A 15,133-nucleotide genomic window follows, 5' to 3' on the forward strand; every position below is an offset into this window, starting at 1 on the left:
TGCCTCCATATTATATTTTGTAATCGCTGTTCTGCTTAGAACGGATATACCGTCATGATCCAGAAAATATTTACCAACGATAAAAGAATCGCCGGAAACACGGACTGCTTCAACTGAGACTTCACATCGTATCCACCGATATCCATAATCATCGGAACACACGCAGTTGCCATTGGCGTCATAAATGCGGTACAGCAGGCTGATGCAATCAGAAGCACCGGTCCAACACAGCTTACCCCCATACCCTTACATGCAAGAATCGCGATTGGCTGGAACGTTGCCATAACCGTACGGTTCTGCATGATCTGGGTGAGGAAAAACGGAACCAGATAAAATACAGCACCTACGAGATACGGATTCCCCAGATTTCCTGCAACCGAAGCAATGGCTCCACCAATCAGATCTCCACCACCAGTATTCGCCAGGGCAGATCCCATGCAAAGGCTTCCTGCAATCAAAAAACCGAGATCCCACGGAACAGACGCAAATGCTTCTTTACTGGAAAGAACGCCAGTCAAAACCATGATCACAGCACCTGCAAGTACAATTTCCCAGGAAGCCAACGGTGCCAGACCCACCGCCTGTAAACCTGCATTCAACTGCGTGTTGAAGATCAATGCCAGACTTACCAAAAAGAATACCAGATATCCACATTTTTCTTTAGCAGGAGATAACGCTTCTGCTTTCTTATTCTTTGCAGCCAGATCTGCTCCACTTTCCATCTGAATCACAGGTTGTTCCGGTGAAAAACGATAGCCAAGGAATACACAATAAATAACCAGTACCACAAGGCTCATCCAGCGTCCTTTAAAAAGATCTGTGACAGCCAGCTGATACTCTGCGTAGTCATTTGCTGTAATATATCCATTTAATTCTGCAAACATCGCAAGTGATCCGCCTACCGGAATAATTCCACAAGCTGCGATGCAGGTAAGACCAACACAGAACGTAACTTTGCTTGGACTAATATGTAATTCCTCACAACTCGCTGCCACAATCGGAGCCATAATACAAAACGCTGCTGCCGCACTTCCGGTTAAAGTCGCCGCAAGGACGGATGCAAAGATAAAGCCAAACATAACTTTTGTAATGCTTCCCTTAGACAGTACGTTTACACTTCGTCCGATCATCTTAACAAACTGTGTCTTGTTAAATCCAGCGGATACTACAAACATACTGAGCACCATAATGACATTGCTGTTTCCAATATTGCCCAATGCATCCTTCGCTGAAATGCAGCCTGTCAGCAGAAACAAAAGCATACTGCACGCCGCAACTGTGCCAAGTGTCATTTTCCCCCAGACATAACCCAGGATTGTCAAAAGACAAATGACAAGGCAGATTCCTAATAATTGATTCATGACTCTTCTCCTGTTCCCCATAAATTTATCTATGGTGTTTTTACTTTTAGCTACATTATAGGAATCTGCCTGTTTAAAATCAAATTTATAGATTTTATTTTATTATAAATTCATTTTATGCACATGAAAATTTTACATATTATTACGATTACAATTCTCCCCTCAGATACGCGATCACCCCAGCCGCACTACGCTCCTTCACCGCCATGGTATACTCTGCCTCATGGATATGTTCCAGATAATGTGCATCAGAGTTACAGATCGTGCGGCACTGTGTAAGATATGGATTGCTCTTTTGCAGCTTGGAAAGCTTTTCCATGTCGTGCAGCTCGACGGTTCTAAACTGGCTCTCCGGCGGCACAAAGCCCAGGTTTGAGAGCAGGCTGTTGGCATTTTTATCGATATGGGCCGGGATCATGACGCCACCGTACTGCCCAGCCACAATATCCCAGAGTTCATCAAAGGAAAGCGTTGTACTGTTGATGAGCAAATTCGGCTCTGTACCGATGCAGATGTCTTCCTCATTCATGATCTGCTGCTTTCCAAAGATGTCTTCCCGGTTTGGAAATTTTATCAGTTTTTCATAGACAAACCGGTCAAACTCCAGCGCGGCAGAAAGCTCCGGGAAAAGGCAGACTGCATGAACTTCCTCTGCCGTGGTCAGTTCCATGCCAGGAATGACAAGAATTCCATACTGCGCAGCCAGCTTCATGACCGCCGGACAGTTTTTGCAGGAATTGTGGTCTGTCACTGCGATCACATCCAGCCCTTTGATCGCTGTCATTCCCACAATATTGCCCGGCGTCATGTCATCGTCCCCACAGGGAGAAAGGCAGGAGTGGATGTGCAGGTCATAACTCAGGGTTGCGCAATCCGAACATCGTTCCGACAGTTTTTCCTGCGCCTGCACCGCATGCGCATCCCGGTTCATGACTTCTGCTCCCCACCCTGCATCTGCTGCCAGATCCAGAGTGCCGCGTCAAACACCGGAAGCTCCGTAGCCAGCACCGTAATGTCCTGCTGCGCTGCTTTCTTTTTTGCTGTCTCATCCAGCGCAGCATCTTCCGCCAGCACAATACAGGCCGCATCTGCCAGCGTGGCCACGGCCAGTGTATTCATATTTCCCATAACCGTGACCCAGACACATCCGGCCGGAGCCTTTCCCATGGCTACACTAAGAAGATCGCAGCAAAACGGGGTCGTAATTTTCCGCTCCAGATCATCGCCTGCATGGATTACCTGAAATTTTTTACTGTCAAGAAGCTGTTTTACGTTCATAATTCCTCCTTATCACCTGTCTTTTTGCAGGCCTTTTCTGCACATTCTGTCACTCAGACTGTGTTTTCTCCTGTGTTTTCGTCCGCATTTTCGCTTTTTTCACGTTTTTGTTCCTCCAAAAGCTTCTGCATCCGCTCCTTCATCACATACACACAGTCCTCTTCCTTCGCTTCGCCTCTTGCAATATCCTCTGCAAGTGCCCGGCAGGATGGCGCCCCGCAGGCACCGCAGTCGAGTCCCGGAAGCTGTTTGCTCAAAGCCTCAATCCGGCTTAAACGGGCAAAGCTCTCCATCATGCTTTCGCCCAGGTTGTAGACCGGCTCATATTCAACATTTTCTGTCCATGGGAGCAAGCCTTCTGCTTTCTCCTCAGTCTCTGCATCCATATGACTTCTTGCAACCGGCATATACTTGCGCAGATGTTTTAGCTTTACTTCGGCAACATAAGGGTTTTCTACCGTCAGCACTCCTCCCACGCAGCCGCCGCTGCAGGCATCCAGCTCCACAAATTTTAAATCGGTAAATTTCTGGTCTTCCATATCCTCCAGCACCCGGATGACATTTTCTATTCCATCTGCCGCCAGATAACTCTCCGTAAACAGACCTCCGGCCTCTCCGCCGCTGTGTCCCCAGCTGATACCGATCTTGCCGGAAATGCTGATATTTTCCGGATCTTCCTCCACCTGCTTCATATATTTTAAAAGCTGCGGATATACATCCTTGATCGCAAACACACAGTCGATCTCGCTCTTTTTTGTCCCGATCGGAGATCTCGCATAAGTCACCTTGGACGCACACGGGGAAAGAAAACAGATTCCGATTTTTTCCCTTGGAAGTCCTGTTTTTTCCATAGCCCGCTTCACTGCAAGTCCCGCTGCCACTTCCACCGGCGGATTTAACGGCAAAAGATGCGGGATCAGATTCGGAAAACGCACCCGGATCAGCCGTACCACGCTCGAACAGGCCGTACTGATCAGAGGCAGCTGTTCTTCGTGTTCGGTTATGTAAGAGCGGGTTGCTTCGCTGACCAGCTCCGCCGCGGCACTCACCTCAAACACATCGTCAAAGCCCATAAGCAAAAGGGCATGCAGCACAATGTTGATATCGTCCAGATTATTAAACTGGCTATATAAAGAAGGGGCCGGAAGCGCCACCGTATATTGAAAACGATTCATTTCCTCAAGCGGATCATAAACCGCATGCTTTGCATGATGCGGGCATACCCGGATACAGGCTCCGCAGTCGATGCAGAACTTTTTGTTGATCCGGGCTTTTCCATCCTGCACGCGGATGGCCTGGGTGGGGCAGCGTTTGATGCAATTGATGCAGCCTTTGCACAAGTCCTCATCCAGACGTACGGAATGGTAAAACTTATCCATCCGTTCTCACCTCCAACTATCATTTTGTTGCCGTTCACATGCTGTACACCAGCAGCGGGATTTTTCCAGTCCCGCCCGGCACATGCTCACCCAAGTAATACTTCCATCGTGATCTTGGTCCCGACGCCAATCTCTGTCTCTATTTTCATATCATCGGTATATTTTTTCATATTCGGAAGTCCCATTCCTGCTCCAAAGCCAAGATTTCGTACCTCATCCGGCGCCGTGGAATAGCCCTCCTGCATGGCACGCTCAATATCCGGAATGCCAGGACCTACATCATCTAAGATCATCCGGACCTTCTGCGGCGTGATTTCTACCGTGATCTCACCGCCCTTTGCATGAATCACCATATTGATCTCGCCCTCATACATGGCAATGGCAACCTTGCGCACGGTCGCCGGGCTGATGCCAAGCTGCTTCAATTTCCCTTTTACATCACTGCTGGCCTCCCCCGCCCGGGTAAAGTCATCTGCCGAGATATGATACTGTAATACGATCGCATTTTCCATTAGACTGCACCTCCGCCTAATCCCGCCTGGTAGAGCATACCGCAGGTGGAATACATGCGATGCCCCGTTTCCATGACAATAAGTTCACGTTCTTTTGCCATGGAAAGAATCGTCTCATCTGGTTTTTTTCTGCGGACAAAGATCACACACACAATGTCTAACATCTCTGCAGTCCGGATTACCTGCGGATTGCACAGTCCTGTAATGAGGACCGAATGATCTTTGGAAAAAGCCAGCACATCGCTCATCATATCGGATGCGCAGGCGCTTGTGATCTCACGGTCCAGAAATTCTTCTCCCGTAAGGACTCTCGCCCCGAGGATTTTCTGAACATCTCTTGCTGTCATAAGCAGATTCCCCCTGTCATAGGATACCTGTAAATGATCGCAGATGGCTATAACCGGCCATATTGATTTAGCCATTTTCCGTCATTTTTTCAGGTTTTATTTCGTCACATTTTTGTCAGACTAAACATATTTCCAAGGTAAGAATATCATCTTTTCTGTTAATAATCAACAAAAAGATGAATTGCGTTTTTAAATTAACACAGAAAATTTGTAGATTTTTTTTCATCTTCATGTTAAGATATTATAAACATTTTACAATAGCAATGAGGAGGAGGGTTACCATGGCTTGTAAAAAAGAATGTGTTCCTTTCAGCGGAACCCCCGAGCAGGAAGCGGCTCTGAAAAAGGTGATTGCTGAATTGAAAGACACCAAAGGCGCACTGATGCCGATCATGCAGCAGGCGCAGGAAATTTACGGCTATCTGCCGATCGAAGTCCAGACTATGATTTCCGACGAAACCGGAATCCCGTTAGAAAAAATCTACGGCGTTTCCACATTCTATTCCCAGTTTGCCCTGCAGCCAAAGGGCAAATATCAGATTTCCGTATGCTTAGGCACAGCCTGCTACGTCAAAGGCTCCGGTGCGATCTTTTCCAAACTGGAAGAACTGCTCGGCATCACCAACGGGGAGTGCACCCCGGACGGACGTTTTTCCCTGGATTCCTGCCGCTGTGTCGGCGCCTGCGGACTGGCTCCGGTCATGATGATCAACGACGAAGTTTACGGACGGCTTACCCCGGACGATATTCCTGGCATCCTTGCCAAATACCAGTAGCCTATGATGCCGGAAATTTCTTTGAACATTCTTGATGTAGCAGAAAATTCCACCCGGGCAGGCGCATCTTTCATCCGGATCACGGTAGATATCCAGCCGGAAACGGACAGGCTGACCGTCATCATTACTGACGACGGCTGCGGCATGACAAGCGAACAGTTAGAGCGGGTCACGGACCCATTCTACACCAGCCGCACAACCAGAAAAGTGGGGCTCGGTGTTCCTTTTTTCAAGCTCGCTGCGGAAAGCACCGGCGGAAGCTTCCGGATGGAGTCTGAACCCGGGAAAGGAACCACGGTCACCGCGGTCTTTGCACTCGGTCACATCGACCGGATGCCGCTTGGCGACATGACTGCCACCATCCACACCCTGATTCTCGGGCACCCGGATACCGATTTTCTCTACCGTTACCGTTATCGTCAAAATGAATTCACGCTCGACACCCGCGAAATGCGCGAAATCCTGGGCGGCGTTCCTTTTGACGCACCTGAAATTTCCAATTATATCAGGGATTATCTGACAGAAAACAAACTCGAAACCGACGGAGGAGCTGTTTATTAAATTTGGATTACAGGTCTGTTTTCCAAAAACCCAGTCAGAACAGGAGGATTAATCGAACATGAAAAGTCTTGAAGAATTAAGAGCGATCCGCGAGAGAATGCAAAGTCAGGTCAGCATGCGTGCGGAAGACCACACCCACACCCGCGTTGTGGTCGGCATGGCTACCTGCGGCATTGCCAGCGGCGCAAGACCGGTCCTTAACACCCTTTCCACACTCGTTCAGGAAAAAGGTCTGACCGATAAAGTTTCCGTTACCCAGACCGGATGCATCGGTCTTTGCCAGTATGAGCCGATCGTAGAGGTCATGGAACCTGGCAAACCGAAGATCACCTACATTAAGATGAATGCAGACAAGGCAGCCGAGGTTGTAGAGCGCCACCTCATCGGCGGACATATCGTAGAAGAATACACATTAAATTCAGCAGATCTGAAATAAGGAGGAAAGCGGATGTATCGTTCACATGTATTGGTTTGCGGCGGAACAGGCTGTACCTCCTCCGGAAGCCAGCAGATTATGGAAACCTTAAAAGAAGAGATCAAAAAAGCCGGACTGGAAAAGGAAGTCTCCGTTGTCCAGACCGGATGCCATGGTCTCTGCGCCCTGGGTCCGATCATGATCGTCTACCCGGACGCAAGCTTCTACTCTATGGTCAAGGTAGAAGATATTCCTGAGATCGTTCAGGAACACTTATTAAAAGGACGTGTCGTTACCCGTCTTCTTTACCAGGAGACCGTTACCCCGGCCGGCGTCAAGGCTCTTATCGACACCAACTTCTACAAGAAGCAGCACCGCATCGCACTTCGCAACTGCGGTATCATCAACCCGGAAGTCATTGAAGAGTACATCGGAACCGGCGGCTACGCTGCCCTCGGTAAGGTTCTCACCGAGATGACTCCGGACGACGTCATCCAGTGCCTGTTAGATTCCGGCCTGCGCGGACGCGGCGGCGGCGGATTCCCGACCGGCCTCAAATGGAAGCTGGCAAAGCAGAACGATGCCGACCAGAAATACGTCTGCTGTAACGCCGACGAGGGTGACCCGGGCGCATTCATGGACCGCTCCGTCTTAGAGGGCGACCCGCACGCTGTCCTGGAGGCTATGGCGATTGCCGGTTATGCGATCGGCGCAAGCCAGGGCTACATCTACGTGCGTGCAGAGTACCCGATTGCCGTTGAGCGACTGAAAATTGCAATCAAACAGGCTCGCGAGATGGAGCTCTTAGGCAAAGATATCTTCGGCAGTGGCTTCGATTTCGACATTGACCTGCGTCTCGGTGCCGGAGCATTCGTCTGCGGCGAGGAAACCGCCCTCATGACCTCCATCGAAGGCAACCGCGGCGAGCCAAGACCGCGTCCTCCGTTCCCGGCACAGAAGGGCCTGTTCGGCAAACCGACCATCTTAAATAACGTAGAAACCTTTGCAAACATCCCGCAGATCATCTTAAATGGTCCGGAATGGTTCGCTTCCATGGGTACCGAAAAATCCAAGGGCACCAAGGTCTTCGCCCTGGGCGGCAAAATCCACAACACCGGTCTGGTCGAGATTCCGATGGGTACCACCCTGCGCGAAGTCATCGAGGAGATCGGCGGCGGTATTCCGAACGGCAAGAAGTTCAAGGCGGCACAGACCGGCGGTCCGTCCGGCGGATGTATCCCGGCGAAGCATTTCGATATCCCGATTGACTACGATAACCTCATTTCCATCGGTTCCATGATGGGCTCCGGCGGCCTCATCGTTATGGACGAGACCGACTGTATGGTAGACATCGCAAAATTCTTCCTGGAGTTCACCGTTGAAGAATCCTGCGGCAAATGTACACCGTGCCGTATCGGCACCAAGCGCATGCTGGAGATCCTCACCAAGATCACCAAGGGCACCGCAACCATGGAAGACTTAGACAAGCTCGAAGACCTCTGCTACTACGTCAAGGAAAACTCCGCCTGCGGTCTTGGCCAGACGGCTCCAAACCCGGTGCTTTCCACCCTCCGCTACTTCCGCGATGAGTACGAGGCACATATCAAAGAGAAACGCTGTCCTGCAGGCGTCTGCAAGGCCCTGCTCTCCTACCACATCGACGCAGACAAATGTAAGGGCTGTACCCTGTGTGCAAGAAACTGCCCGGTTGGCGCCATCATCGGCACAGTCAAGAATCCGCACATCATCGACACCGACAAGTGCGTCAAGTGCGGTGCCTGCATGGAGAAATGTAAGTTCGGCGCAATCTACAAACAGTAATGGAGGATGGATATGGAGAATATTACGATCAAAATTAACGGCATAGAAGTCAGTGCTCCAAAAGGCTCCACCATTCTGGAGGCAGCAAGACTGGCGCACATTGAAATTCCGACACTCTGCTTTTTAAAAGACATCAACGAGATCGGCGCATGCCGTATCTGCGTGGTAGAAGTAAAAGGCGCAAGAAGCCTGGTAGTTTCCTGCGTCTATCCGATCAATGAAGGCATGGAAGTATGGACCAATACCCCGAAGGTACTGGAATCCCGCAGAAAAACCCTGCAGCTTTTACTTTCCAACCACGACCGCAAGTGCTTATCCTGCGTCCGCAGCGGAAACTGCGAGCTGCAGCAGCTCTGTAAAGAACTCGGCGTGACCGACGAAGGCTATTACGATGGTGAGCGCACCCCGTCCATGATCGACGACAGTGCCGTTCACATGATCCGCGACAACAGCAAATGTATCCTGTGCCGCCGCTGCTCTGCAGTCTGCGAAAAGGTACAGGGCATTGGCGTCATCGGTGCCAACATGCGTGGCTTTGCTACCTTTATCGGCTCTGCTTTCGACATGGGCCTGGGCGAGACCTCCTGCGTCTCCTGTGGCCAGTGTATCGCAGTCTGCCCGACCGGTGCCCTGCAGGAAAAATCCCAGGTGGACGAAGTTCTGGCAGCGATCGCAGATCCGAAGAAACATGTCATCGTGCAGACCGCCCCGGCTGTCCGCGCAGCTTTAGGCGAAGAATTCGGTTATCCGATCGGCACCAACGTACAGGGCAAGATGGCAGCTGCGCTGCGCCGCATCGGCTTTGACAAGGTATTCGACACCAACTTCAGCGCTGACTTAACTATCATGGAAGAAGCGCATGAATTCTTAGACCGCGTGCAGAACGGCGGCGTGCTTCCGCTCATCACCTCCTGCTCCCCGGGCTGGATCAAATACTGCGAACACTACTTCCCGGATATGACCGAGAACCTCTCCAGCTGCAAATCCCCACAGCAAATGTTCGGTGCCATCGCCAAATCCTACTACGCAGAAAAGATGGGACTGGATCCGAAGGACATCGTGTCTGTTTCCATCATGCCGTGTACCGCAAAGAAATTCGAGATTCAGCGGCCGGATGAAGCCGCAAACGGCGTCCCGGATGTTGACTACTCCCTGACCACCAGAGAGCTTGCCCGCATGATCCGCAAAGTCGGCCTGAAATTCAACACACTTCCAGACGAAGAATACGACGCACCGCTCGGTCTTGGAACCGGTGCTGCTGTCATCTTCGGCGCAACCGGCGGTGTTATGGAGGCTGCACTGCGTACTGCAGTCGAGACCCTCACCGGCGAAGAATTAAAGAATCTGGACTTCACCGATGTCCGCGGCATGGAAGGCATCAAGGAAGCTACCTACCCGGTAGCCGGACTGGAAGTCAAAGTTGCCATCGCCTCCGGCCTCGGCAACGCAAAGAAGCTGCTTGAGAAAGTCAAATCCGGCGAAGCAACTTACCACTTCATCGAGATCATGGGCTGCCCGGGCGGATGCATCAACGGCGGCGGCCAGCCGCAGCAGCCGGGCTATGTACGCAACACCGTCGATATCCGCGGCCTGCGTGCGAAAGTCCTCTACGACTCCGACAAAAACAACCCGATCCGCAAATCCCATGAGAATCCGGCCATCAAGGAGCTGTACGCAACCTTCCTCGGCGAACCAGGAAGTGAGAAGGCACATCACCTGCTGCACACTACATACATCAAACGCAAAGTAAACGAAATCTAAACAATATCGCACAGTAAACACAAATGGGCCGGAAGGTTCCGTCCCCACCGAATGGCGGGGACGAAACCTTTCGGCCCTCGTTCGTTACTGTGTGATATTGTTTACTTAGTGTCTGTGCATTGCCACCTGGTCTACGCCCAGATTCTTCAAGTTTGCATGCACTTCGCGGTCATCTGCCTGACCGATGAGAAGGTCTCTTGCCTTCTTTGCCTCCAGCTCGGTCTTATGCTTGCTCGGACCGCCTACACAGCCGCCTACACAGGCCATACCCTCTACAAAATCTGCCGAAAGCTTGCCGACTTTCATGAGAAGCAGGGCTTTCTTACACTCTGCAGCGCCGTTACACTTCATTACATTCGGGGTGATATCCTCGTTCATTTCCTTGAAGCACTCTACCACCGCCGCGGTTACGCCGCCTGCGTTGCCGAAACGCTTGCCGAATACAGAACCTTCCTGATAGGTGTTTTCCTCCGGCTCAAGTTCTACGCCTTTCGCGCGCATCATGGCACGGATCTCACCAAAGGTCATGGCATAATCCGCGTTGTCCTTGATGTTTAAGTCCAGAGTCTCGCTCTTCTTTGCAATACACGGTCCGATGAATACGGTAACGGTCTCCGGGTCCTTCTCTTTCAGCATTCTGGAGATCGCGCACATCGGGGATACGGTGGTGGACATGTTATCTAACAGCTGCGGGAAGTGCTGCTTGATCATGTTCACGAATGCCGGGCAGCAGGAGGTGGTCATCTTCTTGCCCTCTTTATAAGCCTCTGCCCACTCAGCAGCCTCTGCTGCAGCGGTCATATCGCCGCCTAAGGCAACCTCTACCATATCTGCGAAGCCGACTTTCTTTAACGCAGTCTTCCAGCTGGCCATGGTGATCTCCGGTCCAAACTGGCCCTCTGTTGCCGGTGCTACCATAGCAACAACCTTCTTACCTGCGTTGATCATGTTAATAACATCGACCATGAAGGTCTTGGAACCTACTGCACCGAACGGGCAGCTGTGGATGCAGGCACCGCACTGAATGCACTTGTTCTCATCGATCTCGCATACGCCATACTCATCGTAGGTGATGGCGTCTACCGGGCAGGCCTTCTTGCACGGGCGCTCCAGATGTGCGATCGCGTTGTACGGGCAGGCATTTGCGCACTTGCCGCACTCCTTACACTTGTTCGGATCAATGTGGGCGCGGGTATCCCCCATGCTGATCGCTCCGAAATTACAGGAATTCTGGCAGGCCTTTCCCATACATTTTCTGCAGTTATCGGTTACCGTGTAAGATGCGATCGGACACTCCTCACAGGCTGCCCCAATGACCTGGACCACGTTTCTGGAATCTTTACCGCTGGTCGGGCATTTGCCCTCTGCCAGGCGGACACGCTGACGGATAATCTCGCGCTCTTTATAAATGCAGCAGCGGAACTGTGCCTGCGGTCCCGGGATGATGGTGTACGGAACCTGATCCTTGTGTTCCTCATCCAACTCGCCAGCCCATGCCAGCTTTGCTACCTCATACAGTACGTCGTGTTTGATGCGTAAGATTGTTGCGTCATTTGTTACCATAGTTTTCTTTTCCTCCTCATTTCCGGATGTCCGCCTTTCGGACCCTTCCTCAACTCTCTATTTTCATATCATTTAATAATAAGTTACAGTTACCTGTTTTCCCATATCTTCCACAACCGTCTTCAGCTGCTCTACCAGATTCTGGCGGATGCCTAAATCGAACGGCAATCCCGGATTCTGGTAAGCACTGTTGATGGCTTTTCCGACATACAGATGCAGCTCCGTACAGTCCTCGATCAGCATCTTGGCTACCATGGACGCGCCGTTTGGCTTGTCCAGTTCCAGGAAGAACTGCTCGGATACCGTCTCATTCTTGACATATCTTCTTAACAGCTGTACCACACGGTTCAGCGTCAGAACACCTTCCGTCACCAGTTCGATGCCATCCATATACGCGATCGGCGGAATGTCGGGATCTACGTATTCCATGGACACATCCAGACGTTTCTTTAAAACCCTGGAGACAATGGTGGCGCTGGTTCCGCCGCAGACGATCCGCCTGGTGGAATCGTCACCGGACATAAAGCTCTTCACCATCTCTTCATCCATGGAAGGATCCTGGGCCGGTCCAGTCATCAGATGTACCGGCTTCGCGTTGATGATGCGCATGCACGCCACCGTGGTGTCATCGCCCGGCCGGTACTGGTAAAGCTCATCGCACGCCTGGCAGATGGATGCCGCCAGACGCATGGCCGATATTGTCAGCGCGTACTGTTTTACTGCATATTTGGCAATATCTTCCCAAAGCCAGCCGAAGTTTAAAAGCTGGCCCACACCTGCATGGACGGTTCCATCGCTCATGAGGATCAGCGCATCTCCGCGCTGGACCTTAAAACGGAATTCATTAATCTTTTTGCCCTGGACTTCCCGGATATTCTGCGGGATCGGCACCAGCTGGCCATTCCGGATAAAGATGCAGCTCGGATTGTCAAACTCGACCAGATACGCATCTCCGCTGTGAAAGACCTGCAAAATGCTGAATGTGGAATATGCGACCTGCCGCACCTTACAGATGGGCAGCGTCTCCACGATCGTCTCCACGCACTCTTCCAGGGTTGCCCCGTTTAAAAACATGGTTCCCAGGATCTTGGAGGTCAGCGTGGCAAGGATATTCGCCTTTACGCCGCTTCCCATGCCGTCTGCCAGGATCATGATGTTAGAATCGTCTGTTTTTAACAGCTCGACCTTGTCCCCGCAGAGGACCTCCGAAAACTTATTCAGGCTTTTATAAGCAACATCTACGGTAATTGCCATTCTACTTACCTCCGTTGTCGCTTCCATCCTCCAGAAGGGATCTGCAAAGCTTCGTCAGCGTCGTCTTGGTCTCTGCCGTTGTCTCGCCGAGAAGGCCCGCGATCTCCTGGGCTACCATCATCTGCTTGTGGATGACCTTCTGCGCCAGATCGATGGTGTCTAGCTTGCGCTCATACTCCAGTCTGGCCTGCTCTTCCTCTTTCGTAATATCGATAAAGGTAGCAAGCACCACATTCTGCTCCGGTATGTATACAATATTCTGAAGCGTATCCAGCTTAAACTCTGGATAATGCACCTTTTTGCCGTGGATATTCTGGTGCGTATCGAACACCCACTGGAAATCCGACGGATCGATGAACTCGTAAAGGTACATCTGCAGTGCTTCCGCACGGGTCTTTCCAAAATATTTTTCGCCCACAGCAGAATACTCCAGAAGCTTCATATCTGCATCGACGATCAGGACCACATTCGGGGATGTCTCCATGACCAGATTCGCAAAGGACTTAGACTTCTCGTACATGAACGGGATGCACATGTCAAGCTCTGCCTTCTTCTGGTACACTGCAATGGCCTTTTCGCGGCAGGTCGGATACCCGCAGGCACCGCAGTTTAACTCATCGTCCGGACGCATCTTGCCAGTCTTTGCAAGAATATCGCGGATTTCTTCTTCGGAAGGAACCGGATCCTTTGGCGTGCGGTCCAGAAATACCTTGTGCAGGGATACTTCTTCCAGCAGCGGCTTTGTTTCCGCTTCCGGTACCGGGTCACGGGAAATCCGCTCTTCCATGTCGAGCTTCACCTTAAACCGTGAGATCGACTTATCATTTACAGTCGGCCCCTTGATGCAGCCCCCTGAGCACATGTTCATCTCAATGAAGCAGCCGGTGATCTCGCCGCGGACCATACTCTGGCACAGATCGATACAGTTGCTCTCCCCATGCACATAAAACTTGCGGTATTTGTCCTGCTTTTCCTCTGTGACCATAACCGAATTGATCACTCCACTGGTCACCGGATAGAGCCGGTTTACCCGCGGGTCCAGCCGCTCAAACGGCGTGTCCTCACAGTCTTCAATGACAATGTCTTCCTCATTCAGCCAGCGGCTGATGTCGTTGAAATTTAAAACGGCATCGACGCAGTCCGCATGGCGCGGATCTAACGCTTCCTGTTTTTTGGCAATGCAGGGACCTAAAAACACCACTTTCGTGTCGCTTCCCAGCTTCTGTTTGATCATGCGTCCATGCGCGATCATGGGAGAAACCACCGGGGCCAGATACGGAATCAGCTGCGGGTAATATTTCTCGATCAGCGCATTTACGCTTGGGCAGCAGGTACTGATGATATTTTCCATCGTCCCCTCAGAAAGCAGCCTTGCGTACTCCGCTGTCACCAGCGCAGCGCCCTCTGCGGTCTCACGCACATCGGTAAAGCCTAAACGCATGAGCGCGCAGCGCACCTGACCGATAGTATGGTATTTCAAAAGGCCCATGTAAGATGGCGCAATGGAAACAACGACCTTCTCCCCCGCCTCGATCATATCTTTTACCCTTCCAAGATCACTGACCAGTGTCTTGGCAGACTGGGGGCAGATCTGCAGACAGCGCCCGCATAAAATACAGTTGTCCGGCATGATCTCCGCACGGCCGTCCTTTACCATGATGGCTTTGACTTCGCAGTTTCGCACACACTTGTAACAGTGACGGCATTTTGTAGCTTTAAAGTCAATGATCGCCATGCTTACAGCCTCCCTAAAATTTCCTTTGCAAAGAAGTCATCGGTTGTTTCCGGCTTTAAGGAGAATAATTCCCCGTCTACCGTCACGCAGACACCATTTACACAGTTTCCGCTGCAGAATGCTCCGTTTAAATCTACCTTATCCGAAACACCATGCTCTTTTACCAGCTCCTGAAGACGCTGGATGATCTCTCTGGATCCCTTTAAGTGACATGCACTTCCAATACAGATCGTAACTCTCATAACTCAATCCTCCAAACTTGTTCGTACTGACCCATGGATTCTGGTTCACAAATCCATTAAAACATATGACTTACACGAATGCGCATAACACTCCTGTTTTCTGTGCATACTATAGGTTTATTTTCTCA

At 51.1% G+C, this 15,133-nt stretch carries 15 protein-coding genes; 5 read left to right on the forward strand and 10 right to left on the reverse strand.

The window, feature by feature from the left end; genetic code table 11:
• Positions 1-35: 35 nt before the first annotated feature.
• From DW922_RS00070 to DW922_RS00095, 6 genes are all read right to left on the reverse strand, one after another.
• The gene (locus DW922_RS00070) at positions 36-1,361 is read right to left on the reverse strand and encodes an SLC13 family permease (protein WP_118725413.1); all 1,326 of its coding nucleotides are present in this window, start codon (positions 1,359-1,361) and stop codon (positions 36-38) included.
• A 148-nt stretch (positions 1,362-1,509) separates the two neighbouring features.
• Entirely contained in the window at positions 1,510-2,292 is a 783-nt protein-coding gene (locus tag DW922_RS00075; RefSeq protein ID WP_118725414.1) for a PHP domain-containing protein, read from the reverse strand.
• On the reverse strand, positions 2,289-2,639 hold the full coding sequence (locus DW922_RS00080) for a hypothetical protein (protein ID WP_118725415.1): 351 nt from the start codon (positions 2,637-2,639) through the stop codon (positions 2,289-2,291). Before DW922_RS00080 ends, DW922_RS00075 begins: the two co-directional genes overlap by 4 nt.
• 53 nt (positions 2,640-2,692) lie before the next feature.
• Positions 2,693-4,018 (reverse strand): [Fe-Fe] hydrogenase large subunit C-terminal domain-containing protein, encoded by a 1,326-nt coding sequence (locus DW922_RS00085; protein ID WP_118725416.1) that lies wholly within the window; start codon positions 4,016-4,018, stop codon positions 2,693-2,695.
• Between the two features lie 86 nt (positions 4,019-4,104).
• On the reverse strand, positions 4,105-4,530 hold the full coding sequence (locus DW922_RS00090; RefSeq protein WP_118541632.1) for an ATP-binding protein: 426 nt from the start codon (positions 4,528-4,530) through the stop codon (positions 4,105-4,107).
• Positions 4,530-4,877: a DRTGG domain-containing protein gene (locus DW922_RS00095; protein WP_118725417.1), complete on the reverse strand. Its 348-nt coding sequence runs from the start codon at positions 4,875-4,877 to the stop codon at positions 4,530-4,532. The genes DW922_RS00090 and DW922_RS00095 overlap by 1 nt, the downstream gene beginning before the upstream one ends.
• Positions 4,878-5,158: 281 nt before the next feature.
• Between DW922_RS00095 and nuoE the strand changes: the two genes are divergently transcribed.
• Genes nuoE through DW922_RS00120 form a run of 5 tightly spaced genes read left to right on the forward strand, consistent with a single transcriptional unit; the run spans position 5,159 to position 10,211 of the window.
• Complete coding sequence (nuoE, locus tag DW922_RS00100; RefSeq protein ID WP_118718238.1) at positions 5,159-5,653, forward strand: NADH-quinone oxidoreductase subunit NuoE; 495 nt, start codon at positions 5,159-5,161, stop codon at positions 5,651-5,653.
• Between the two features lie 3 nt (positions 5,654-5,656).
• Complete coding sequence (locus DW922_RS00105; RefSeq protein ID WP_118706659.1) at positions 5,657-6,214, forward strand: sensor histidine kinase; 558 nt, start codon at positions 5,657-5,659, stop codon at positions 6,212-6,214.
• 58 nt (positions 6,215-6,272) lie between these two features.
• Positions 6,273-6,650 carry a (2Fe-2S) ferredoxin domain-containing protein gene (locus tag DW922_RS00110; RefSeq protein WP_118541624.1) on the forward strand — a complete coding sequence of 126 codons (378 nt, stop codon included), beginning with the start codon at positions 6,273-6,275 and terminating at the stop codon, positions 6,648-6,650.
• Between the two features lie 12 nt (positions 6,651-6,662).
• Positions 6,663-8,450 carry an NADH-quinone oxidoreductase subunit NuoF gene (gene nuoF / locus DW922_RS00115; RefSeq protein ID WP_118725418.1) on the forward strand — a complete coding sequence of 596 codons (1,788 nt, stop codon included), beginning with the start codon at positions 6,663-6,665 and terminating at the stop codon, positions 8,448-8,450.
• 12 nt (positions 8,451-8,462) lie between these two features.
• Positions 8,463-10,211: an NADH-dependent [FeFe] hydrogenase, group A6 gene (locus DW922_RS00120; RefSeq protein ID WP_118725419.1), complete on the forward strand. Its 1,749-nt coding sequence runs from the start codon at positions 8,463-8,465 to the stop codon at positions 10,209-10,211.
• Between the two features lie 105 nt (positions 10,212-10,316).
• Here DW922_RS00120 and DW922_RS00125 read toward each other — a convergent pair whose 3' ends face one another.
• The 4 genes from DW922_RS00125 to DW922_RS00140 all read right to left on the reverse strand — a co-directional run bounded on the left by DW922_RS00125 (position 10,317) and on the right by DW922_RS00140 (position 15,005).
• Entirely contained in the window at positions 10,317-11,774 is a 1,458-nt protein-coding gene (locus tag DW922_RS00125) for a 4Fe-4S dicluster domain-containing protein (RefSeq protein ID WP_118725420.1), read from the reverse strand.
• Between the two features lie 72 nt (positions 11,775-11,846).
• Positions 11,847-13,028, reverse strand: a complete 1,182-nt coding sequence (locus tag DW922_RS00130; protein ID WP_118718241.1) for a SpoIIE family protein phosphatase — start codon at positions 13,026-13,028, stop codon at positions 11,847-11,849.
• Between the two features lies 1 nt (position 13,029).
• Positions 13,030-14,763 carry a [Fe-Fe] hydrogenase large subunit C-terminal domain-containing protein gene (locus DW922_RS00135; protein WP_118725421.1) on the reverse strand — a complete coding sequence of 578 codons (1,734 nt, stop codon included), beginning with the start codon at positions 14,761-14,763 and terminating at the stop codon, positions 13,030-13,032.
• 2 nt (positions 14,764-14,765) lie between these two features.
• Positions 14,766-15,005, reverse strand: coding sequence for an NAD(P)H-dependent oxidoreductase subunit E (locus DW922_RS00140; protein WP_118541471.1), 240 nt, complete (start codon positions 15,003-15,005; stop codon positions 14,766-14,768).
• Between the last annotated feature and the right edge of the window lie 128 nt (positions 15,006-15,133).

The organism is Clostridium sp. AM42-4 (assembly GCF_003480105.1).
Lineage (GTDB): Bacteria > Bacillota > Clostridia > Lachnospirales > Lachnospiraceae > Brotaphodocola.

Bases quoted from the DNA above. Each gene is read 5' to 3' on its own strand.
- DW922_RS00110 (WP_118541624.1), top strand. From the start codon at position 6,273: ATGAAAAGTCTTGAAGAATTAAGAGCGATCCGCGAGAGAATGCAAAGT.
- DW922_RS00090 (WP_118541632.1), bottom strand. From the start codon at position 4,530: ATGGAAAATGCGATCGTATTACAGTATCATATCTCGGCAGATGACTTT.
- DW922_RS00135 (WP_118725421.1), bottom strand. From the start codon at position 14,763: ATGGCGATCATTGACTTTAAAGCTACAAAATGCCGTCACTGTTACAAG.
- DW922_RS00095 (WP_118725417.1), bottom strand. From the start codon at position 4,877: ATGACAGCAAGAGATGTTCAGAAAATCCTCGGGGCGAGAGTCCTTACG.
- nuoF (WP_118725418.1), top strand. From the start codon at position 6,663: ATGTATCGTTCACATGTATTGGTTTGCGGCGGAACAGGCTGTACCTCC.
- DW922_RS00130 (WP_118718241.1), bottom strand. From the start codon at position 13,028: ATGGCAATTACCGTAGATGTTGCTTATAAAAGCCTGAATAAGTTTTCG.
- DW922_RS00120 (WP_118725419.1), top strand. From the start codon at position 8,463: ATGGAGAATATTACGATCAAAATTAACGGCATAGAAGTCAGTGCTCCA.
- DW922_RS00085 (WP_118725416.1), bottom strand. From the start codon at position 4,018: ATGGATAAGTTTTACCATTCCGTACGTCTGGATGAGGACTTGTGCAAA.
- DW922_RS00080 (WP_118725415.1), bottom strand. From the start codon at position 2,639: ATGAACGTAAAACAGCTTCTTGACAGTAAAAAATTTCAGGTAATCCAT.
- DW922_RS00105 (WP_118706659.1), top strand. From the start codon at position 5,657: ATGATGCCGGAAATTTCTTTGAACATTCTTGATGTAGCAGAAAATTCC.
- DW922_RS00075 (WP_118725414.1), bottom strand. From the start codon at position 2,292: ATGAACCGGGATGCGCATGCGGTGCAGGCGCAGGAAAAACTGTCGGAA.
- DW922_RS00070 (WP_118725413.1), bottom strand. From the start codon at position 1,361: ATGAATCAATTATTAGGAATCTGCCTTGTCATTTGTCTTTTGACAATC.
- DW922_RS00125 (WP_118725420.1), bottom strand. From the start codon at position 11,774: ATGGTAACAAATGACGCAACAATCTTACGCATCAAACACGACGTACTG.
- DW922_RS00140 (WP_118541471.1), bottom strand. From the start codon at position 15,005: ATGAGAGTTACGATCTGTATTGGAAGTGCATGTCACTTAAAGGGATCC.
- nuoE (WP_118718238.1), top strand. From the start codon at position 5,159: ATGGCTTGTAAAAAAGAATGTGTTCCTTTCAGCGGAACCCCCGAGCAG.